This is a genomic window from Sphingobium sp. JS3065, from assembly GCF_026427355.1.
In the GTDB taxonomy this organism is placed as follows: Bacteria; Pseudomonadota; Alphaproteobacteria; order Sphingomonadales; family Sphingomonadaceae; genus Sphingobium.
Window position 1 is genome coordinate 174,907 of sequence record NZ_CP102666.1, and the last position, 20,376, is coordinate 195,282.

19 protein-coding genes, 1 pseudogene and 1 other annotated feature are annotated in these 20,376 nt (G+C 61.6%); of the genes and pseudogenes, 10 read left to right on the forward strand and 10 right to left on the reverse strand.

Going from position 1 to position 20,376, the window contains the following annotated elements; genetic code table 11:
• The first annotated feature begins 473 nt into the window (after window positions 1–473).
• The gene (locus NUH86_RS22830; protein ID WP_267253053.1) at window positions 474–1,781 is read left to right on the forward strand and encodes an Hsp70 family protein; all 1,308 of its coding nucleotides are present in this window, start codon (window positions 474–476) and stop codon (window positions 1,779–1,781) included.
• Window positions 1,782–2,058: 277 nt separating this feature from the next.
• Here NUH86_RS22830 and NUH86_RS22835 read toward each other — a convergent pair whose 3' ends face one another.
• The 5 genes from NUH86_RS22835 to NUH86_RS22855 all read right to left on the reverse strand — a co-directional run bounded on the left by NUH86_RS22835 (window position 2,059) and on the right by NUH86_RS22855 (window position 6,219).
• The gene (locus NUH86_RS22835) at window positions 2,059–2,490 is read right to left on the reverse strand and encodes a PaaI family thioesterase (RefSeq protein WP_267253054.1); all 432 of its coding nucleotides are present in this window, start codon (window positions 2,488–2,490) and stop codon (window positions 2,059–2,061) included.
• Between the two features lie 262 nt (window positions 2,491–2,752).
• On the reverse strand, window positions 2,753–3,604 hold the full coding sequence (locus tag NUH86_RS22840; protein ID WP_267253179.1) for a sigma-70 family RNA polymerase sigma factor: 852 nt from the start codon (window positions 3,602–3,604) through the stop codon (window positions 2,753–2,755).
• Complete coding sequence (locus tag NUH86_RS22845) at window positions 3,604–4,059, reverse strand: carboxymuconolactone decarboxylase family protein (RefSeq protein ID WP_044663417.1); 456 nt, start codon at window positions 4,057–4,059, stop codon at window positions 3,604–3,606. The genes NUH86_RS22840 and NUH86_RS22845 overlap by 1 nt, the downstream gene beginning before the upstream one ends.
• A 146-nt stretch (window positions 4,060–4,205) precedes the next feature.
• Entirely contained in the window at window positions 4,206–4,556 is a 351-nt protein-coding gene (locus NUH86_RS22850) for a DUF2200 domain-containing protein (RefSeq protein ID WP_044663416.1), read from the reverse strand.
• Window positions 4,557–5,013: 457 nt separating this feature from the next.
• Window positions 5,014–6,219 (reverse strand): MFS transporter, encoded by a 1,206-nt coding sequence (locus NUH86_RS22855; RefSeq protein WP_044663415.1) that lies wholly within the window; start codon window positions 6,217–6,219, stop codon window positions 5,014–5,016.
• A 95-nt stretch (window positions 6,220–6,314) separates the two neighbouring features.
• Between NUH86_RS22855 and NUH86_RS22860 the strand changes: the two genes are divergently transcribed.
• Window positions 6,315–7,115, forward strand: coding sequence for an AraC family transcriptional regulator (locus tag NUH86_RS22860; RefSeq protein ID WP_044663414.1), 801 nt, complete (start codon window positions 6,315–6,317; stop codon window positions 7,113–7,115).
• 96 nt (window positions 7,116–7,211) lie between these two features.
• Here the strand turns inward: NUH86_RS22860 and NUH86_RS22865 are convergent.
• A pseudogene (locus NUH86_RS22865) lies at window positions 7,212–8,694 on the reverse strand (SulP family inorganic anion transporter).
• A gap of 70 nt (window positions 8,695–8,764) precedes the next feature.
• Window positions 8,765–8,820 (reverse strand) — a sequence feature (sul1 is cis-regulatory element that is thought to sense ions involved in sulfur or methionine metabolism; They are found in Alphaproteobacteria).
• Window positions 8,821–9,139: 319 nt separating this feature from the next.
• Here NUH86_RS22865 and NUH86_RS22870 point away from each other — a divergent pair.
• Both NUH86_RS22870 and NUH86_RS22875 read left to right on the forward strand, forming a co-directional pair.
• Complete coding sequence (locus NUH86_RS22870; RefSeq protein WP_044663412.1) at window positions 9,140–10,672, forward strand: DUF389 domain-containing protein; 1,533 nt, start codon at window positions 9,140–9,142, stop codon at window positions 10,670–10,672.
• An 818-nt stretch (window positions 10,673–11,490) separates the two neighbouring features.
• A complete protein-coding gene (locus tag NUH86_RS22875) occupies window positions 11,491–11,781 on the forward strand; it encodes a hypothetical protein (protein WP_044663411.1) in 291 nt (96 codons plus the stop codon).
• Between the two features lie 423 nt (window positions 11,782–12,204).
• Here NUH86_RS22875 and NUH86_RS22880 read toward each other — a convergent pair whose 3' ends face one another.
• The 3 genes from NUH86_RS22880 to NUH86_RS22890 all read right to left on the reverse strand — a co-directional run bounded on the left by NUH86_RS22880 (window position 12,205) and on the right by NUH86_RS22890 (window position 14,539).
• Window positions 12,205–12,384 carry a hypothetical protein gene (locus NUH86_RS22880; protein WP_172668341.1) on the reverse strand — a complete coding sequence of 60 codons (180 nt, stop codon included), beginning with the start codon at window positions 12,382–12,384 and terminating at the stop codon, window positions 12,205–12,207.
• A 93-nt stretch (window positions 12,385–12,477) separates the two neighbouring features.
• Window positions 12,478–12,939, reverse strand: a complete 462-nt coding sequence (locus NUH86_RS22885) for a DUF983 domain-containing protein (RefSeq protein ID WP_084694434.1) — start codon at window positions 12,937–12,939, stop codon at window positions 12,478–12,480.
• Window positions 12,932–14,539, reverse strand: coding sequence for a phosphoenolpyruvate carboxykinase (locus tag NUH86_RS22890; protein WP_044663409.1), 1,608 nt, complete (start codon window positions 14,537–14,539; stop codon window positions 12,932–12,934). Before NUH86_RS22890 ends, NUH86_RS22885 begins: the two co-directional genes overlap by 8 nt.
• Window positions 14,540–14,659: 120 nt before the next feature.
• Between NUH86_RS22890 and NUH86_RS22895 the strand changes: the two genes are divergently transcribed.
• From NUH86_RS22895 to NUH86_RS22910, 4 genes are read left to right on the forward strand one after another with little or no spacing between them, the layout of a single operon-like run.
• Window positions 14,660–14,989, forward strand: coding sequence for a helix-turn-helix domain-containing protein (locus NUH86_RS22895; RefSeq protein WP_044663578.1), 330 nt, complete (start codon window positions 14,660–14,662; stop codon window positions 14,987–14,989).
• Window positions 14,979–16,679, forward strand: coding sequence for a SulP family inorganic anion transporter (locus tag NUH86_RS22900; protein ID WP_044663408.1), 1,701 nt, complete (start codon window positions 14,979–14,981; stop codon window positions 16,677–16,679). Before NUH86_RS22895 ends, NUH86_RS22900 begins: the two co-directional genes overlap by 11 nt.
• Window positions 16,680–16,703: 24 nt before the next feature.
• Window positions 16,704–17,012: an alkylphosphonate utilization protein gene (locus tag NUH86_RS22905; RefSeq protein WP_044663407.1), complete on the forward strand. Its 309-nt coding sequence runs from the start codon at window positions 16,704–16,706 to the stop codon at window positions 17,010–17,012.
• A 36-nt stretch (window positions 17,013–17,048) separates the two neighbouring features.
• The gene (locus NUH86_RS22910) at window positions 17,049–18,677 is read left to right on the forward strand and encodes a Na+/H+ antiporter (RefSeq protein ID WP_044663406.1); all 1,629 of its coding nucleotides are present in this window, start codon (window positions 17,049–17,051) and stop codon (window positions 18,675–18,677) included.
• 408 nt (window positions 18,678–19,085) lie between these two features.
• Here the strand turns inward: NUH86_RS22910 and NUH86_RS22915 are convergent, their stop codons facing one another.
• Complete coding sequence (locus tag NUH86_RS22915; RefSeq protein WP_084694433.1) at window positions 19,086–19,562, reverse strand: Rrf2 family transcriptional regulator; 477 nt, start codon at window positions 19,560–19,562, stop codon at window positions 19,086–19,088.
• Window positions 19,563–19,666: 104 nt separating this feature from the next.
• Between NUH86_RS22915 and NUH86_RS22920 the strand changes: the two genes are divergently transcribed.
• Both NUH86_RS22920 and NUH86_RS22925 read left to right on the forward strand, forming a co-directional pair.
• Window positions 19,667–20,077 carry a group III truncated hemoglobin gene (locus NUH86_RS22920; RefSeq protein WP_044663405.1) on the forward strand — a complete coding sequence of 137 codons (411 nt, stop codon included), beginning with the start codon at window positions 19,667–19,669 and terminating at the stop codon, window positions 20,075–20,077.
• Window positions 20,070–20,375 carry a DUF1971 domain-containing protein gene (locus NUH86_RS22925; RefSeq protein ID WP_084694432.1) on the forward strand — a complete coding sequence of 102 codons (306 nt, stop codon included), beginning with the start codon at window positions 20,070–20,072 and terminating at the stop codon, window positions 20,373–20,375. The genes NUH86_RS22920 and NUH86_RS22925 overlap by 8 nt, the downstream gene beginning before the upstream one ends.
• The last annotated feature ends 1 nt before the right edge of the window (window position 20,376 follow it).

Sequence of the window (20,376 nt, forward strand, 5' to 3'; positions counted from 1 at the left end):
ACGGCCCAACCTACGCTGTCGGAGCCGCGGCAGGGCCGGTGGAAATGCTCCTCGCCACAAGCGCGATGCCGCTTGACGCAAGGAAGCCGATTGACCCGGCATCTCGATCGGCCTCCAACGCCTTCGCCACGACCGCAAAGGGATGCCCGATAAAGTACTGGTTCAGGGCGTCGGCGATCACCTTCGATGCGGTGGACGACTGGAGTGCCGAGCGGATGGCGGCGGGAACGGTGGTCCCTTGGCCTTCAGCAAGGCAGATCGATCCCGCTTCCTGTCCGAATTGGATGAAGTGCTGGATCGCCTGATCAACATGCAGCGTAGCGCAGCCAGCCGGCCGCTTTGACCTTGCAGGCGAGCCGCGCCAAGTGGGTCGCGATATCGTAGGCTTGCGCCACACGCTCGCGCCTGTGATAGGCGCGGGCCCCGCAGTTCAAGGTCGGAGCCGAGCTTTCCCCGACTAACATGGAAATGACATGACTTCCCCAGCTCGTTCGATTGGCATCGACTTTGGGACCACCAATTCGGTTGTGGCACTTGGCGACGCGGATGGTGGGGCAAGGTTGGTCGATTACCCCACATTCGGCAATGCCGGTCCCATCTTCCGTTCAGCCCTTTGTTTCTGGGAAGATAACGGCGTGCCCGGCAGCATTGCGAGGGAGGCGGGGCCATGGGCGATCGCCGAGTTTCTGGATTTCCCGCAGGGCAGCCGCTTTCTGCAATCCTTCAAATCCGTCGCCGCCAGCAAGGCATTCGAGCATGCCACCATCTTCGAAAAGCGACTCCGCTTCGAAGAATTGGGCCATATCTTCCTCGAACGGTTGCGGGCACATGCGGCCGATGAACTGAAGATGCTGCCAGAGCGCGTCGTCGTTGGGCGTCCGGTTCGCTATGCGGGGCAGCGACCGGACAATATGCTGGCCCGCCAGCGCTACGATCTCATGTTCGCGGCGCTCGAGCGGGAAGTGCATTATGTTTATGAGCCATTGGGCGCGGCGTTCAGCTTCGCCGCGCACCTGATAGAACCCGCGACCTTGCTGGTCGCCGACTTTGGAGGCGGGACGAGCGATTTTTCCATCGTGCGGATCGAAGCGCCAGGGACGCCGCAACGCTGCGTCCCGCTTGGGTCGGCCGGCATCGGCATAGCCGGCGATCGCTTCGACTATCGCATCATGGACAAGCTGGTTCTCCCCATGTTGGGGAAAGGCGGCACCTATGCGTCCATGGGCAAGACGCTGGAGATAGCAGCGGGCCATTTCGCCGATTTTGGCGACTGGGCGCGCCTTGCGCTGATGCACAATCGCCGCGCCATCGCTGAATTGCAGAAGCTGAAGCGAGCCGCGACCGATCCCGCGGCGATAGGTCGCATGATCGCCGTCGTGGAAAATGAGCTTGGTTACTCCCTCTATGACGCGGTCGGGCAGTTGAAGCGGACGCTCTCCATTGAAGAGCATGCGCATTTCCACTTTGACAGCGACGGCGTGCGTGTGGAGGCGGATGTCAGCCGCACCGATTTTGAACAGTGGATCGCTCCGGATCTCGACCGCATCGGCGCGACAGTGGACGAGGCGCTTGCTAAAGCTGGTCTTTCAGCCAGAGGGATAGATCATGTCTTCCTTACCGGCGGTTCCTCGCTAATCCCTGCGGTGCGACGCCTGTTTGAAGCGCGTTTCCCGGATAACCGCATCGCGGCGGGCAATGAACTGACATCGATCGCCCATGGGCTGGCGCTGATCGGTCAGGAAACCAACATCGGCGAATGGGCTGCGCACAGTGAGGAGTGAAACAGAGCGGGAGAGAACCGCTCTGTCCAATCACAATGTTCGGATGTGCCAAAACAATAGCAGTAGCAGCCCCGTGAAGCGGTTAGTGATAGTGGTCTTCCATCACTGTTGCTCCACAGGCTGGTAGGCGATGCCTGCGCCGCAGATTGTGCATTTTGACCGGCGACGGCAGTTTCAGTAGCACTGCGCCTGTCCTGAATAGCGAGGGGAACAGCCCGTCCGCAGTTGAGAGCGCGAAATTAGGCGCTGAGCGGCTAGGGAAGGGTCGTTATTCGTTCTATGGTTGCGCATACCCGACCGTCGCTTGCGCCACGAGACGATCCTCGCTTCCTTGCCAGATCCGGACATCCACTGTGGATAGCCTGCGCCCGAGTTTTAAAAGGCGGGCGTCGGCATAGATGGGTTTGAATTGACAGGCGCGGAGGAAGGAGATCGAAAGGCCATGCGTTACTGCCATCGGCTCAGGCCCGTGGTGCGTCGCAATCACGGCATAGGCTGCCACGTCGGCCAGAGCCATGAGCGATGGGCCGGATACAATATTACCGGGTCTCGCCATAGCAGGGGTCGGATCGAGGAGCATTCGCACACGTCCGGGAGCGATTTCCACTACCGAACCCAGACTGGGGCGCGCTTCGGGCGGAAAGGCTGCTTCGAGAAATGCAGACAGGCCGTCAAGATCGAGCTGGGGTTGAGGATATTCTCTGTTCATCGGGTCTGGCCTTATCGGACAAAGCAGGTCTCCAACAATAACAACATCGCGAGACGGATCATGACAGCAGCCTTGGCCGTCCTCGATCGCCTGGTTCTTGGGGCATGGTTTTGAATAGCTGCCCCTCCGGGCCTACTGATCGGAAATTGGCGGCTGAACGACGACGAAGGTTCGCTGGCGGCAAGCGGAATGGGCATGGAGGTTCCTGGCAAATCTGGCCTCATGCCGACTGCCTTGGGTCAGTTGCCGCAAAGCGTTCGCATCAGTGCATCATCCCATCCACGTGCCGCAACTTGTCCGGGTTTCGCATGATATAGATCGCCCTCACGCGACCGTCTTCGATGAGTAGCGCCGTCGTCTGCAACATGCCGTCGGCCTCGCGCGTAACAAAGCCGGGCAGGCCATTCACGAACGCCTGCCTCACCAGTTCAGGATCACCGCGGCGCAGACGGATAATCGTGGATAGTCCGCGTAGAACCTCGCCTGCGCCGTTGAGAACACGGCCCGCCGCCGGGCGTTTGCCTCCTCCATCGGAATGAAAGCGTACATCGTCTGCCAGCAGCGAACCGAGCTTTGTGACATCGCCGGCCCGAGCCGCTTCATAAAAGGCAGCGGCGATCGCTTGGCCCCGGTCGCGTTCGACAGGAAAGCGCGGCCGCTCGCGCCGCACATGCTCGCGTGCCCGCGCAGCAAGCTGACGGCAGGCGGCAGCGCCCCGGCCAATGGAGGAGGCGACGTCATCGAAGCTTTCTCCGAACACATCATGCAGCAGGAAAGCCGCCCGTTCGAGCGGAGAGAGACGTTCGAGCGCAAGCATGAGGGGGAGGGTGACGTCCTCTACGGGCTCGGCCTCCACGATGGGGTCGGGCAGCCACGGGCCAACATAGTTTTCCCGCCGCACCCTCGCGGATTTCAGGTGATCGAGGCACAGACGCGTCACCGTGCGGCGCAGGAACGCAGCGGGGACACGCACGGTTTGCCTGTCTGTCGCCGCCCAGCGGATGAATGCGTCCTGCACTACATCCTCTGCGTCAGCCATCGAACCGAGCATGCGATAGGCGACGCGCAGCAGATTGGTCCGCTGCGCGTCAAAGCTCGCAAGGCGATCGTCGATCACGCCGGCCAGCCAAGCGCGGGGTCGTAGAGATGGAAGCCGACCGCCAGTCGGTTCCAGCCGTTGATGACGTTGATCGCCAGTGTCAGTTTCACCTGCTCCTCCGCGCTGAATTCCGCTGCAAGGGCGGCATAAACGGCATCAGGCGCGCGCCTCGTGGCAATTTGCGTCAGATGATCGGTCCAGCCAAGAGCCGCCCGCTCCCGCGCGCTATAACATGGCGCCTCCTCCCACGCGCCGAGCAAATGGATGCGCTGCTCCGTCTCGCCTGCCTTGCGGGCATCATGCGTGTGCATGTTGAGGCAGTTGGCGCAGCCGTTGATCTGTGAGGCGCGAATCTTGACCAGTTCGAGCAGGTTCTTTTCAAGCCCGGATTTCTCGACCTGCATCGACAGATCGTACCAGGCTTTGAAAAGCGGCCCGCCACCGGCATAGATATTGGTGCGGTCATGCATATGTCGGCATTCCTTCATCGCAGTTGGATACCCGCATGACGAGGCAGCCGGAGGCTCTGTGACACGCCTAGCGCATTTTCTTTCGGCCCGTATCGGCTATGCGCCAATGCCGGCCAAAGCAGCCAATGGTGTCGGTCGTCTTCGCATCACTCGCGAAGTATCTTCTCCATCGCCTTCCCCTGTGCGAGCTCGTCGATCAGCTTGTCGAGATAGCGGATCTCCTGCATCAATCCGTCTTCGATAGCTTCGACCCGAACGCCGCAGACCACGCCTCGGATCAACTTTCGCGAGGGGTTCAGTAAAGGCGCCTGACCAAAAAATTTCTCGAAGCTGCTTTTCTTTTCCAGCTCCGCGTCGAGCTCTAACCGGGTATAGCCCGTCAACCAGTGGATGATCTCATCGACCTCCGCTTTGCTGCGGCCTTTCTTTTCCGCCTTGGTGACATAGTGCGGATAGACACTGGCAAAGCTGATGCCGTAGATGCGATGTTCCGCCATGATGCGCTTCCCCGTCCGAACCGTTCAGCCACCGCGCGGCAAAGCTGCCGCCAAACCTATGGCGCCGCCGCGCGCATGACATAAAATCTGTGCGTTCGTAGACGATGTCTGCTGCGCCTGCCAACGGCGTGCGCCCGGGCCGCCTCAAACGCCGCGCCTGTGTAGACCTTCCTATGGTCGCGACCCGCATTCAAGGCTCGCATGGCAAGGCGTCCTGTTTTGTCCGGGGCGCGCTCTTTCTCTCGGAACATAGCATGCCAGCTATGCGAAGATCGACTAACGTTTTCGCCGGCAGCAATCGCGAGACCGGCGTCCTTCGCACTGGGCGTACCAAGGACTGGACCGGCGCTACCCACCAAGGGAGCCATGACCTGGCTCGCCCGGAAGATGGCGCGTTCGCAGCCCGAAGCGCATCACTGGGTCATGGAGCGTGTGAGGCAAGGGAAAGCTGGCATGATCATTTCTTCCTGGGATCGGGCAACAGGATGGCGAGCAACCCGATCGCGGGCAGGAACGCGCAGATGCCGTAGACCGTCCCAATGCCCGAACGATCGGCGACCTCACCCAGAACGGCCGCGCCCACGCCCCCCATGCCGAAGGAAAAGCCAAAGAACAGGCCGGAGATCATGCCGATCTTTCCAGGGACCAGATCCTGCGCGTACACGACGATGGCCGGAAAAGCGGACGCAAGGATCAAGCCGATCGCAACCGCCAGGGGCCCGGTCCAGAAGAGGTTCGCGTGGGGGAGGAGCAAGGTGAAAGGGAGCGCGCCCAGGATCGAGAACCAGATCACATATTTCCGCCCGAAGCGATCTCCCAGCGGCCCGCCCGCGATCGTGCCTAGCGCGACGGCGGCAAGAAAGGCGAACAGGTATAGCTGCGCGACGTCGACCGACACGCCAAAACGATGGATCAGATAGAAAGTGAAGTAGCTGGTAAGGCTCGCCATATAGACATATTTGGAAAAGATGAGGGCGAGCAGTACGGCGATGCCACCCAGCACTTTTCCTTGAGGCGGGTCGACAATGACTTTGCCACTGCCTTTCCGTGGGGACAGGCGCGCAAGGCCATGATGTCGATACCATTGGCTGACATTCCAGAGGATGGCGCAGGATAACAGGGCCAGCATCGCGAAAAAGGCGAGGCTGGTCTGACCCCAGCGCAGGACAATGAGCGCGGCGGCCAGAGGACCGAGCGCGGATCCGGCGTTGCCACCGACCTGGAACATCGACTGGGCAAGGCCATGTCTGCGCCCGGCGGCCATGCGCGCGACGCGCGAGGATTCGGGATGGAAGACCGAAGAGCCCATGCCCAGCAGGGATGCGCCTGCCAGCAGCAGCCCGTAGCTGTGTGCAACAGAGAGTACCAGCAGCCCCGCCAGGGAGAAGAGCGTTCCGGCCGGAAGTGCAAGCGGTGTCGGCCGCTTATCGGAGTAAAGACCAATGAGCGGCTGCAGGATCGACGCGGTCATCTGGTAGACCAGGGTCACCAGCCCGACCTGGCTGAACGACAGGTCAAGTTCCGTCTTGAGGCTGGGATAGATGGCGGGCAACAGCGACTGCAGCATGTCGTTGATGAGATGACAGGCGCTGATCGCCGCGATTATGCCGAAAACCGTTGCGTCGGCGGCGGGGGCGGGCAGGGCTGATCGTGTGGCGTTCATGCTATTCTTGTCCTTGATGACAGAGCGGCCTTAACCCCTCCCGCAAGCGCCCGCATTCCTATATGGGACTATCATCTTCGCGATCGGGACATGCCGTGCCTTGGAACGACCCTGCCTTCGTCGAGCATATCGATCGGCCCATTGTCGGGATCGGCAACGAATATCCGCCTGCCTTCGAGCTGGACTGGCATCAGCATCGGCGCGGGCAATTACTCTACGCAGCACGTGGGGTCGTGGTCGTCAGCACACCTTACGGTGCGTGGGTGGCGCCGCCTGAGCGCGCGGTCTGGACGCCAGGCGGCTGCCCGCACGCCATTAGGATGGTCGGCGCCGTCAGTACCCGCGCTGTCCTGATCGAACCCGGCACGGATGGCTCGCTTGGTGACAGCAACAAGGTGATTCAGGTGTCGCCGCTGCTTCGCGCGCTGCTCGAAGCGGCGTGCGACATTCCGCCGGAATATGATGAGGACGGGCGCGACGGCAAGGTGATGGCGCTGCTCCTGGCTGAACTGGCGGCGGCGCCCACCGTACCTCTGGCTGTTCCTTTTCCGAAGACAGGGCCGATCGCCGCCCGGTGCCATGCCTTTCTCGAACGCCCGACCCCGCATGACAGCATCGATCAGTGGTGCGATGATCTGGGCATGGGCCGCCGCGCCTTCACCCGTGCCTTTCGCCGGGAAACGGGCCTTAGCTTCGGAGCATGGCGGCAGCAGGCCTGTATTCTCATAGCGCTGCCGCGGCTTGCCGAGGGCCAGTCTGTTACCGCGATCGCTTTCGACCTTGGATATGACAGCGCCGCCGCCTTCTCGACGATGTTCAAACGGCGCGTCGGTGTATCACCAAGCCACTATCTTCCCGCGGGTGAAGGGGGAACAAATGCAAGTACGGGCCCCTAGACCAAAGCCCATATGCGCAGTCCTCGCCGCTGGGACATGGCCTGATCCAATGGAAGGCCGGGCGGGGGCCTGACCCTTTTCATGTTACCATGTCGGTTAGGATGGTCCGGTCGAAACGGCGGGCGCCAGCCTGTCGACAAGGATGGCGCTGGCCCGGTTGAGACCGATCACTTCCACTCCAATGCCATGACGGCGCATTTTCATGACGATCTCTTCCAATGCGCCAACGGCCGTGATGTCCCATAAGTGACTGGCGGACAGATCTATGCGAACCATCGATGCTGTGTCCCTCAAATCGAACCGATCGGCAAATATGTCTGCGCTGGCGAAGAAAATCTGACCGGAGACGATATAGGTCCGCGTATCCGTCGCCTCATCATAATGAGACGCGACATCCATCATGCGCGTCACCTTGAAGGCAAAGAACACGCCGCTCAGGAGCACGCCGACAGCCACGCCCCGCCGAAAGATCATGCGTTGCGACCGTGACGATCACGGTCGCCATCATGACGATGCCCGATACCTTGGGATGGCGCGCAAGGTCGCGGATCGACGCCCAGGAAAAGGTGCTGATCGATACCATGATCATGATTGCGACCAGCGCCGCCACGGGCACCTGCGCGATCCATGGGCGTAGCGGTACCATCACCAGGAGAAGAAAGACGCCGGCGACGAGGGTGGACAGCCGCCCGCGCCCCCCATAGCGGATATTGCCGACCGTTTGCCCGATCATCCCGCAGCCGGCGATGCCGCCAAACAGCCCCGCCGCGACATTGGCAAGGCCCAGGCCGGTGCATTCGCGCGCCTTGGAGCTTGTGGTTTCCGTCAGGTCGTCCACGACGCTTGCTGTCATCAGCGATTCAAGCAGTCCTACTGCCGCCATGGCAATCGCATAGGGAAGCACGATCACCAGCGTCTCCCAATCGAGCGGCACGCCGGGCCAGGTGAGAGACGGCAGGGAAGAGGGCAGGCGGCCAAGGTCGGCGACCGTGTGGATCGGCATGGGAAAGGCGATGCTGATCGTGGTGAGCACGAGAATGCAGATGAGTGGCGAGGGAATGGCAGTCGTGATCCGGGGAACGAGATAGATGATCGCGAGGCCGCCCGCGATCATGGCATAGCTATGCCAGCTCACGTGCAGCATCTGCGGCAACTGCGCGGAGAAGATGAGGATGGCGAGCGCGTTCACGAAGCCCGTCCGCACCGATCGCGAGACGAAGCGCATGAGTATATCGAGCTTCATGAGGCCGAAGGCGATCTGGAGCAATCCGGCAAGCAAGGTGGCGGCGAGCAGATATTGCAGCCCATGAGCGCTCACCAGCGCCGCCGCGACCAGCGCAACCGATCCCGCAGCGCCAGAGATCATCGCCGGACGTCCACCTGCAAAAGCGATGACGATACCGATGATGAAGGACGCGAACAGCCCGACCTCCGGATCGACGCCGGCGACGAAGGAGAAGGCGATCACTTCCGGGATCAGCGCGAACGTACCGACCATGCCGGCGAGAATATCGCGCCGGGCGTTGGAGGCACCGTCGAACCATTCAGCGCGGTAGCGCGATAAAGAGGTGCTGTTCATGGCTTGCAGAAAACCGTCGAAGTCGCAGGGATGATGTAGCGTGATGTGGCGAATATCAGCCTGCGACAAACATTGTCCGGCGGATCGGCGGCCGGAATAGCCACCCGGATTTTCACCGGGTCCTTACGAATGGGCGGCTCCTAACGTCATGGGCTCACAAGCGCAATTGCCACCTCCCCGCGGGCGACGGGATTGCTGGATGGGAAGGTCGCGCATCGCGGGGCAAAGAGGGACACGCCCGCTCACCATGGCGGGCGTGTCGAAAGGCTGCGGCCGCGCACCCATGGTCGGCCCAGGCACGGTCGATCCGCAGGCACGCGTTGCACAATGGCCGGGTAGCCAACACTGCAGCCGTCTGGCGTTGCTCTTGCCGGCTAGCGCCGGTTGCGAGCACGCTTCCCATACCCTAGCAGGAACCGCTCTACCCCATTCGAGAGGTTATATCGTGGAAGTCGCTGACCGCGAAGGCAGAAGCAAGCTGCGTCGTTGGTGGAATATCTGGGTCGTGGGTGGCGTCGATCACGCGGCCGTTCTCGATCAGATAAGCGAGGACTCCGGCTGGTCGGGCCGCTATCTTTTTCTCGTCCTGATTTCCGCTTCGATTTCCCTTCTTGGTTTGTTGATGCCGTCGGTAGCGGTGCTGATCGGCGCCATGCTGCTCTCTCCCCTGATGATGCCGATCATCGGTTTGGGTTTCGGGATCGCAACGCTCGACTTCCGGGAAGTCCGGCGCGCCGCAACCGCCTTGGGCCTTGGATCGGCAGTCGCGATGATCCTTTCAGTTGTCCTGATTTCCCTCTCGCCGGTCCAGACGATCACGAGCGAAATCGCGGGCCGTACACAGCCCACTTTGTTTGATCTGCTGGTAGCCCTGCTCTCTGCCGTGGCGGGGGCCTACGCACTTATCCGGGGGCGTGGCGGCACGGTCGTAGGTGTAGCCATCGCCATCGCGCTCATGCCGCCGCTGGTCGTGGTGGGGTTCGGCATCGCCACCTGGAACTGGACCATCTTCTCAGGCGCACTGCTGCTCTTCATCACCAACGCGGTTACGATCTCGCTGACAGCCGCGCTGGTTGCGCGGGTCTATGGCTTTGGCAGTCATCTCTCGCCACATCATACCGGATGGCAGTTAGTCCTGTTTTTTGCAGCGCTTGGTCTTCTGTCTGTCCCACTGAGCGCAGCATTGAGGCAAATCGCCTTCGAAGCCCTCGCCCAGCGTCAGGTGCGCGATACCGTCCGTGCGCGCTTCCCGTCCGATGCACGCCTGAGTCAGGTCGAAATCGACTATGCGCGCTCGCCGATCCGCGTGCGCGCCGTCATGCTGACGCCGGGGATCGTTGCCCGAGCCGATGCACTGATCGCCGACGATCTCCAGGCGCGGCTGGGCCGCCCGGTGGACATCCATGTTGATCAGCTGCGCACATCCCAAGACGCGGGGGCGACAGAAGCGGCCCAGATCGCGCGGGCGAGCGATACCGGCCGCCAGAATCTCGATGGTAGCCGCCATCAGGCTACCGCCACTCTCGGCCTGATCGTGGGCGTCGAGCCAACCGCGGTGCGGCTTGAATTGGGGGATCGAACGCTGACAGCGGCCGCCGCCGTCTTGCCGGGCCTTGGTCTTGAAGGGTATCGCGCGCTCGAGGATCGTGCCCGGCGCGCGCTGCCGGATTGGACGGTGCTGCTGACGCCGCCCGATCAAGCAGTTTTGCCTGACGTGCGGATCGACCAGGGCGTCGTCGATGGCAAGGTGCTGGATCTTGCAGCATGGGCATCGACACGCAGATCGCAGGAGCTGACCGTAGAGGGAGGGACGGCCGCTCAACGCCGCGCCATAGCAGAGGGCATCGTTTCCCGAGGAGGACGTGCAAGGGTCGGGGCCGCGGCGGGAGCCATCCGGCTGGCCTGGATTGAGCGCGAGACGTCCATGCCGGGCGAGGGGCAGGGCGACGCCATCCAGGTCACCGGTCCGCGTCCCTGAAACCCGAAATTGCGCCGCGATGGGCTCTGTCTGGAAATCCCCCTTCAAATCAGCAGGGATACCGCATAGCGCAGGCCATTTGGGGCGGCTGTTTGACAACATAACTGTTGGATTATGGATTCACGGTCGGCGAATGCATGTCCCGGCGGCCGCGGCGATCGTACGTTCGGCCCCAACCCAATTGCAGCGGGTGACCCATTTCCCAGGCTGATCTGCAAGGAGCTCGCCAGCAGCATTGGAGGATGGGCTAAATCCCCAGAAGCTGCATCTGGGGGGCAGGCGAATGAAGCTCATAGCAGGAGCGTTGAGGGATGATGACTCGCTGCGCTGCGGCGGCAAATCCTTGGGGGCGTGCCGCTCGATGAGTGCGACGCCTTCTCCCTTCTATCCGCAATCCACCTCGAAGCAGAAGCGAGTCCATTCAGCTATGACGGGCTCCTTGCGGCGGGGTTGGGCAGCGCAGGGGCGAGGGTCCGCTGGACGGGCATGGGAGCGCTTGGGCCTGCGCTGAAGTCGCACCATCTGAACATCTCCACCCTGCATGGGGCCGTAACGATATGCCAGGTTGGTTAACATTTTATTAATGGTCTACTTGAGCGTCGAAGTGGAGCCATAAATGAACGGGTCTTCAACCCTGACGCATTTTCTCAGGTCCGCCGGGATGTGTTTGCACTGCTCCGCGCCGGGATCCGGGCCTGCGCCCTTGCGGACAGCAGCGATGTGCGATAATATCGTAAGACGATATAATTTCTGTTCGGTTGATGGGATCGCAAGGCGCAGCCTGGCAAGCTTTCCAACAACTGAAATGCGAGGCCGCCATGCCATTGCTGAAAATCCTTGTTGAAGCTGTCGCGCTGATCGGCGGCAGCGTTTTGGCAGCGATGATCTCGGCTGTGCTGGCCTGGAACATCGCACGCCGCCTGCATTGCCGCCGGCAGGCGTGGCTGATCCTGCTCGCTGCAGCCGCGACGACGCTTCTCGCTTTGGGTGACAGCGAGTTTGTGAGGATGAGTGCGATTCTCGGGATTGCAGCTTCAGCCGCACTCTATCTCCAGGGCGTGGACGAGGGACGAGGAAAGCGCCAAAATGGCATACAGCGCCATCGTTAACAGAGAGGAACCAGCATGGCCCGGGAGCAACTTTGGTCTTATCCCGCGATTGTCGCAGCGATCGGCCAGGCAAGATTGCCGACGTTCGGCGAGATGCGCTTTTTGATGAGGCGGATTAGTCGCGAAACCCGTACGGTTCCTGATGATAGCCGGCGCCGCAAAATCATACGGGATCTCGCGGGAGCGATTGTGCAAGGTCAAGAGGCTTCAGGCGGAGCCTGAATTCCGACCTGGCACTGCGCGTTCATGATGGACGCACATGTCCTTCACGCCGGCGGCCGTCGATGCCCGGGGCAATCTTGCTCGCCATCGGTGGCACGAGCCCAGTCCGCAGGCTGCTTCTCTGCGAACCGCGCCATGGCCTGTCGACGATCAACGCGGTACGCTTGAACTTCATTTCCGCGAAAAGGCTGATCGCGCAGATCAGTTATGCTGATCGTCGGACAGGGACAGGATGATGGCGACGAGCGCGTCCTCGGCCCGCTCCCTTCTCTGCGCATCGGTGGCCGAAAGGTCTGCCCGCAACCATGCCGGAAGGCGCCTCACAAGCTCCCGCAGGTTGTTGTCGCCGATCTCGGTCGGCGGCGCCCCTCCAGTTGACAAGGGGTCATTCATACAGGTGACCAGAGCTGCAGACTGCTGGTCGCGACCCGGACCGAAGCGACATTTTTTTCGATGGCGAATGGGCAATCCTCATCAGCCATCACCCGGCAGGCGTTTGAAACCGTGCATTGAATACCACCATTGGATTGCGATGATGGCGCCTTTGGCAGGCTGAAGCAAACCGACCATCAGGATGACGGCAAGCGGCAGGATAATGGCGACCACCACACCTGCCGAGAGCCCGGCATCCTTTGTCAGCGCAATGATGAGAGGCGCCAGGAGATGGCCCGTCACAAAGATCGATACATAGGCCGGAAAGTCGTCCGCCTGTTGAGGCGTCCAGTCCTGACCGCATGCGCTGCATTGCGCGACGGGCTTGAGGAATCGCGGGAACAGCCGGTTTTCGCCACAACGGGGGCATCGTCCGATCGCACCCCGTCTTACGGCTTCAAGGACTGAGGCGGAGACCGTCGCGCAATTATTCCGAGGGTCTCCGCGCGCAGCCGGGCATCGTTCGATGCCGTTGCAGGGGGGCGTGAAGCCTTCCTCAGGCATCGACCCTGGCCGTGGGGGCGGCCGACCGCACGCTTGCGTCGACATGATCTTCAAATTGCGCGAAATTATCGATGAACTTGGCCACCAGCTCTCTTGCGGTTCTGTCATATTCGGCAGGATCAGCCCACGCACCACGCGGATCGAGCAGCTTGTCATCGACGCCGGGCACCGCGATCGGCACCTCGAAGCCAAAATTGGGGTCCTCACGGAATTCAGCATTATTGAGGCTGCCATCCAGCGCGGCATTGAGCAGCGCGCGCGTGGCCTTGATCGGCATCCGGCTGATGCCTTCCATGGTCGCCTTGCCGCCCGACCAGCCGGTGTTGACCAACCAGCACTTGACCCCGCCCTTGGCGATCCGTTCCTTGAGCAGATTGCCGTAGACAGAAGGATGGCGGGGCATGAACGGTGCGCCAAAGCAGGTCGAGAAGGTCGCCTCCGGCTCGGTCACGCCGATCTCAGTGCCGGCAACGCGCGCGGTATAGCCTGACAGGAAGTGATACATCGCCTGGTCCGGAGTCAGGCGGGCGATTGGCGGCAGCACGCCATAGGCATCGGCGGTGAGAAAGATGATGTTCTTCGGCACCGGACCGAGATTGTCCCGCGAGGCATTGGGAATGAAGTCGATGGGGTAAGAGCCGCGGCTGTTCTCCGCGAGTGAGGCGTCGTCGAGGTCAATCTCGCGCGTGGCAGGATCAATCACCACATTTTCGAGCACCGTGCCAAAACGGCGTGTCGTCGCGAAGATCTCCGGCTCCGCCTCCGCCGACAGACGGATCATCTTGGCGTAGCAGCCACCTTCGAAATTGAACACGGCGGTATCCGACCAACCATGCTCGTCGTCTCCGATCAGCGTGCGGCTGGCGTCAGCCGAGAGCGTCGTCTTGCCCGTGCCCGACAGGCCGAAGAAGACGGCGGTGTCGCCCTTCGGACCGATATTGGCCGAGCAATGCATCGGCATCACGCCCTTGGCCGGGAGCAGGTAGTTGAGGATGCCAAAGACCGATTTCTTCATCTCGCCCGCATAGGCGGTCCCGCCGATGAGGATCAGCTTCTCGGTCAGGTTGACGGCGACCACCGTCTCGCTGCGCGTGCCGTGGCGCGCGGGATCGGCCCGGAAACTGGGAAGGTCGATGATGGTGTACTCGGGGAGGAATGCGTCGAGCTCTGCGGCGGTAGGGCGCACAAGCAGGGTGCGCACGAAGAGACTGTGCCAGGCGAGCTCCGTGATGACGCTCACCTGAACGCGGTGCTCGGGCTGCGAGCCGCCGAAGAGATCCGCGACGTAAAGCCTGGTCCTGCCCTCCAGCGCCTTCACAAAATCGGCGCGCAGATTGGCGAAGTGCTCAGGCGTCCTCGCTACATTGGTTTTGCCCCACCAGACGCTGCTTTCGGTTTCCGCGTCCCGAACAATGAACTTGTCCTTCGCCGAACGGCCGGTGTGCTTGCCCGTCGCAACCACGAACGGGCCGTCCTTGGCAATCAATCCCTCGCCGTTCCGGACTGCTTCCTCGATGAGTTGCGCCGTTCCGAGATTGCGCTGGACTTTTGGATCATCGTTGAGATTGGCCAGCAGGGTACGACCGAAGAGGTTGGGCATGACTATACTCCTTGAACCTTATGTCATCGAGCGATGAAAATCCCGTGACAGCCCGTTAGCATATGGCATATGTGAAAGGTAAGATTGTAATTTGATGTCTTAAACATCATGGAGGTTTCGTTGATCACATCGCAGCAAATGCGTGCCGCACGCGCCCTCCTGGGCCTCGACCAGCGCGGTCTTGCTGCCCTCTCAGGCGTTTCGCTTCCAACCATCCAGCGGATGGAGGCCTCCGAGGGCCAGGTGCGGAGCGTCGTCGACACGCTGGTGAAAGTCATCAACGCGCTGGAAGCAGCCGGTATCGAGATCATCGGTGAAAATGCACCGAGCAGCGGGGCAGGACGCGGCGTACGCCTCAAGGAAACGGCCGCCGGCAAGGGGCCCCGGCGCGTCCCGTCTCTTCTGTTCGACCAGGCTGAGGAGCCGGACAGTGACGACAATGCCCGGTGACGCACGGCGCATTGCCTTCACGCCCAAGCTGATCACGGTTCTGCACGAAGGCTATACGCCAGTGGATTTCCGCCGGGACGCCTTGGCGGGCCTGACCGTCGCTATCGTCGCATTGCCGCTTGCCATGGCGCTTGCAATTGCCAGCGGGGCCTCGCCTGACAAAGGGCTTGTGACCGCAGTCGTCGCAGGGTTCCTCATATCTCTGCTGGGCGGATCGCGCGTCCAGATCGGCGGACCGACCGGCGCTTTCGTGGTCGTCGTGTTCAACGTGATCGCGCAGCACGGGCTGGATGGACTTGTTCTTGCCACCCTGATGGCGGGGTTCATTCTGATTGGAGCGGGCTACGCTGGCCTTGGCAACCTGGTGCGCTTCATTCCGCAGCCGGTGATCACCGGGTTCACTGCGGGCATCGCGGTGATCATTGCATCGAGTCAGGTCAAGGATTTCCTTGGACTGTCCATGGCCCAAGTGCCGGCCGATTTCCTTCCCCGATGGGGCGCCTATTTCAGGGCGCTGGGCAGCGTTGAAATCGGGGCTTTGGCCATAGGCGCGGGGTCATTGGCGCTGATCATCTCCTTGCGCAAATGGGCGCCGCGCTTGCCGGGGTTCCTGATCGCCGTTCTTGCCGCATCCGCTGTCGTGACGCTGCTGCACTTGCCGGTCGAGACAATCGGATCGCGATTTCCCGACTTGCCGACGGGATTGCCCGCTCCTGCGCTGCCCGACATTTCGCTTCTCAAGATACAGTCGCTGATACCGTCCGCGTTCACCATAGCCTTTCTGGCCGGCATCGAGGCCCTCCTGTCTGCGGTCGTCGCTGATGGCATGATCGGTTCCCGGCATCGTTCCGGCCAGGAACTGGTCGGCCAAGGTGTCGCCAATCTGGCTTCGGCGTTGCTGGGCGGGTTGCCCGCGACCGGTGCGATCGCCCGCACCGCCACCAATATCAGGGCCGGCGGCATTACGCCAATTGCCGGAATGTTGCATGCGGTATTCCTGCTGCTCTTCATGCTCTTCGCGTCCCGTCTCATGGCCTATGTGCCGCTGGCCGCGCTGGCGGCGATCCTGTTCATGGTCGCATGGGGCATGAGCGAACATCACCGGTTCATCCAGCTGCTGAGGATGCCCAACGGAGATCGCGCGCTGCTGCTGCTGACCTTCTTCCTGACGGTGCTGGTCGATTTGACCGTCGCCATTGGCGTCGGCGTGACGCTGGCCTCGCTGGTCTTCATGATGCGTATGAGCCGTACCGTCGAGATAGCGAGCGACCGGCAGGCTTCCTCCCGCGAGGATGAGAACGAGGAAATCGACCAGCGTGTGGCACTGCCAGATGGCGTCGAGATATTCCGGATCGACGGACCGATCTTCTTTGGCGTGGCCAATGAGCTGCTCGATACGCTGCGTCGCATCGGTCCTGTCCCGCAGGTCATCATTCTGCGGATGCGACGGGTTCCGCTGCTCGATGCAAGCGGTGTGGCCACGATTGGCGAGATTGTCGCCCGGGCTGCGGCGACAGGCACGCAAATCATCCTTTCCGGCGTTCAGGCCCAACCCATGGCGATGCTGGAGCGCGGCGCGCTCGGGGTCCAGAGCCGGCGCCTCATCCACAGCGCGGACCTGCCCGAAGCGTTGCGCGTGGCCGCCGCAATCACAGCCGCGCCGCCGGCAAGCCGGATGCGCCTCCACTGATCAACAGCCTACAGGATCATGCCAATGACCGATGACAACGACGATTATGTCTATGATGAAGCTACGGGCGAATGGGTAAGCGCCGCTGACGCGGCCACGCGGGCCGCAGCGCTTGACCGGATCGAGGTACGGGACTCTGTCGGAAATCTGCTCGCGGATGGCGATAGCGTCATAACGATCAAGGATCTTAAGGTCAAAGGGGCGGGTCAGACCCTTCGGAAGGGGACCGTCATCAAGTCGATCCGGCTCACAGGAGATGCCCAGGAGATTGACTGCCGTTATGAGGGCATCAAGGGTCTTGTCCTTCGAGCGGAATTCGTGCGCAAGCACTGATCCCTCGCATCTGCCTCCCACAACGCGGAACACGCCTTGGAAACCATCACGATCATTTTGCTCCTTCTGCTCGCGGTCATCATCAGCGGCATCGTATCGCGCGCCGTGCCGTTGCCGTTGCCTCGGCCGCTCTTCCAGATCGCGCTCGGTGCCGTGATCGGCCTCACCGCCGACTGGCGCGTGACGCTCGATCCCGAGATCTTCTTTCTGCTGTTCCTGCCGCCGCTGCTCTTCCTCGATGGTTGGCGCATCCCGCGAGAGGAACTGTTCAAGGACGGAAAGACTGTCATCGAGCTGGCGCTCGGGCTCGTTGTCTTCACCGTCGTCGGCATGGGATGGTTCATTCACTGGATGATCCCCTCGATACCGCTCGCGGTGGCCTTCGCCCTTGCCGCTGTCGTTTCGCCGACCGACCCGATCGCCGTCTCGGCGATTGCTCAACGTGTACCGATCCCCAAGCGCATGATGCACATTCTGGAGGGAGAATCGCTCCTCAACGACGCTTCCGGCCTCGTCTGTCTTCGCTTTGCCATCGCCGCGGCCCTGACCGGCGCCTTCACGATTCACGAGGCGGCGCTGAATTTCCTGTGGGTGGCATTTGGCGGAATCGCCGTCGGCACGGGCCTCACCTGGATGGTGTCGCGCGCCAAGAACTGGGTCAGCCGCAGGCTCGGCGAAGAAGGCGGCGCGCAGATCCTCATCAGCCTGCTCATTCCTTTTGGCGCCTATCTGCTCGCTGAGCACTTGCACTGCTCAGGTATCCTCGCTGCGGTCGCTGCCGGTCTCACCATGGGATTTGTCGAATCGACGGGCGAGCTGGAAGCAACGACACGGATTCGCCGCAACACGGTATGGGATACGATCCAGTTCACCGCCAACGGCGTCATCTTCGTGCTGCTTGGCGAACAGCTACCCGGGATTCTTGCCGGCGCGGCCGATACAGTCCGGCAGGCCGGCCATCACGAACCCTGGTGGCTCGCAATCTATGTGCTCGCGATCAATGTCGGTCTCGCGGGCCTGCGTTTCCTGTGGGTGTGGCTCTCCTTCCGTTTGACCTTCTTCCGGGCGCGCGATTGGCGACAAACGCCCAATTGGAGGCTCGTTGCCGCCATGTCGTTCGCAGGCGTGCGCGGTGCGATTACCTTGGCGGGCGTCCTCACGCTGCCGCTCACGATGACCGACGGGACGGATTTTCCTGCACGCGACCTGGCCATTTTCCTCGCCATGGGGGTCATCATCATTTCGTTGATCGCGGCAAGCATCGGCTTGCCGCTATTGTTGCGGGGCCTGGCGATGCCAGCCGAGGCGTCGCAGGTGGCGGAGATCGACGCAGCCCGGATCTCTGCGGCGGAGGCCGCCATCGCAGCGATCGAGCGGGCACAGCATAATATGGCGGATGGACGAACTGACGCTGATCTCTATGTCGCCGTGGCGGCCCGGATCATGGAGAGCTATCGCGCCCGGATCGAGGCGCGTCAGTCCGCAACAGCCAATGGGGGACGCGGGAGACAGCTGGAGGGAATTGAGCGCGAGATGAGACTGGCGGCGCTCAGGGCCGAGCGCGCGCAGCTATATCGCCTCGTGCGGCGGCGCGAGCTGGGGAGCGAGGCTGCGCGCCGGCTGGTGCGGGAACTGGATCTTATGGAAGCCCGCTACTCAACATAGCCTGGCCGATTGAAGCGGCCGCCCGAAGGAAGGCGCTGTCGATGCTGTGAGCGTTCATGGGTGCTGCGCGATGATGGAGGACCGCAAGGGTCAGGCATCAGCAAAAATGTCTCCGCTCCCTCCGCCTGCACTGGTCTCCCGACAAGCGTAAACCAGGGAATTTACGTTTGCCAGGAGTGGGTGGCCCATGGCTCAAATGCCGGACCGTGCATCCGCGTAGATTTCATCAATTTGAAAAGCAATCATCCCAGGGGTGAGAAGCGCGCGACCCGCGACGGATGGAATCAATGCTTGTACGAGCGCCAGGACATGGCGTTCAATTCGTCGTTGTTGAAGTTGGAACCCGACAATCGCATGCTGAGCGCAGCAAGCCGGGTCTTTGCTGGCAAATTCCTGCCGAGATTGGCGTCAGGGCAATGGCCGGGGGACAGCTTGCGTCTCGGCCAGAGGGTCCGGCAGGGAGGATGATGCGGCTGGCAGCCAGCCGTCCCCCAACCGGCGTTTCGTCATGAGATCGGCGAGAGAATAGCTGTCCAGCACCAAGAGGAAGGCGGACACCGCTTCCTTGAGCACAGCTGTCATCCCGCAAAGAGGTGCAATGGCGCAGCTAGCGCAATCGACCAGATCAAATCCTTCTTCGGTGTGACGGACCAGCGCACCCATGTTGATCTCGCCGGGCGGCTTGCCCAGACGAATACCTCCGCCCCGGCCGCGGACGCTTTCGAGATATCCCGCCCTTGAAAGGTCATTGACGACCTTCATGAGATGGTTCTGCGAAATGCTGTAGGCACGAGCGATCTCAGCGATGGAACACAGGCGGTCGGGCCGCGCGGAAACAAAGAGCAGCACCCGGATGGAATAGTCGGTGAACAAGGTCAGCTTCATGACCGTTTCCCAATGTCGCGCGGCCGACCATTATAGGCCTCTTACTTGCATCTTTCAAAGTGGCGGTATAGATGCATCCAAGATGCATGATTGGAGAATGAGTCGTGGAAGACGTCTCCGGGATCGACGAAGCAGAGCTCTCCCGACTTGTGGGCGCTTTCTACAATCGCGTGCGAACGGACCCTGAGCTGGGGCCCATCTTCAACGAAGCGATCAACGATTGGCCACACCACCTTGAAAAATTGACGGATTTCTGGTCGTCGGTGATGTTGGGCACCGGACGTTACAAGGGACGTCCCGTTCCTGCTCATTTGAAACACAAAGATGCCATCACGACGGAGATGTTCGAGCGTTGGCTTGCGCTCTGGCAGCAGACGACGAACGAGTTGTTGCCGGCGGGGGCGGCCGCGGCCCTCCAGTCCCGGGCGGCGCGAATAGCCGAGAGTCTGCAGCTTGCAATGTTCTTCCGACTGCCAACAGAACAAGGTGCAAACCGGAGCGCATTGCGTGGTTGAGCCGATCCCTTATCGGTCCACGCCCATATTCGACCAGGATACGCTGCCCAAGGCATTGCGCGTGCGCCATGACACGAAGGAAGGCGTCTGGGGGCTGATCCGTGTTCTTGAGGGGCGCGTCCGGCTCATCTGCCTCGATCCGCCCTCAGAAGCAATTTTAACGCCTGATAATCCTGGCCTGGTGCTTCCCCGGCAGCCCCATTTTGTCCAGCCAATCGGCCCCATGAAAATGCAAGTCGATTTCTACGATCAGGCGCCTTTTCCTGATCGACCGCCCGACCCCAAATCCGCAGCATAGG

What these genes read in the sequence shown, in the direction of transcription:
- NUH86_RS22875 (WP_044663411.1), top strand. Translation starts at nt 11,491, where the DNA reads ATGCCATTGCTGAAAATCCTTGTTGAAGCTGTCGCGCTGATCGGCGGC.
- NUH86_RS22890 (WP_044663409.1), bottom strand. Translation starts at nt 14,539, where the DNA reads ATGCCCAACCTCTTCGGTCGTACCCTGCTGGCCAATCTCAACGATGAT.
- NUH86_RS22830 (WP_267253053.1), top strand. Translation starts at nt 474, where the DNA reads ATGACTTCCCCAGCTCGTTCGATTGGCATCGACTTTGGGACCACCAAT.
- NUH86_RS22900 (WP_044663408.1), top strand. Translation starts at nt 14,979, where the DNA reads ATGCCCGGTGACGCACGGCGCATTGCCTTCACGCCCAAGCTGATCACG.
- NUH86_RS22850 (WP_044663416.1), bottom strand. Translation starts at nt 4,556, where the DNA reads ATGGCGGAACATCGCATCTACGGCATCAGCTTTGCCAGTGTCTATCCG.
- NUH86_RS22835 (WP_267253054.1), bottom strand. Translation starts at nt 2,490, where the DNA reads ATGAACAGAGAATATCCTCAACCCCAGCTCGATCTTGACGGCCTGTCT.
- NUH86_RS22855 (WP_044663415.1), bottom strand. Translation starts at nt 6,219, where the DNA reads ATGAACGCCACACGATCAGCCCTGCCCGCCCCCGCCGCCGACGCAACG.
- NUH86_RS22885 (WP_084694434.1), bottom strand. Translation starts at nt 12,939, where the DNA reads ATGCCTGAGGAAGGCTTCACGCCCCCCTGCAACGGCATCGAACGATGC.
- NUH86_RS22845 (WP_044663417.1), bottom strand. Translation starts at nt 4,059, where the DNA reads ATGCATGACCGCACCAATATCTATGCCGGTGGCGGGCCGCTTTTCAAA.
- NUH86_RS22915 (WP_084694433.1), bottom strand. Translation starts at nt 19,562, where the DNA reads ATGAAGCTGACCTTGTTCACCGACTATTCCATCCGGGTGCTGCTCTTT.
- NUH86_RS22905 (WP_044663407.1), top strand. Translation starts at nt 16,704, where the DNA reads ATGACCGATGACAACGACGATTATGTCTATGATGAAGCTACGGGCGAA.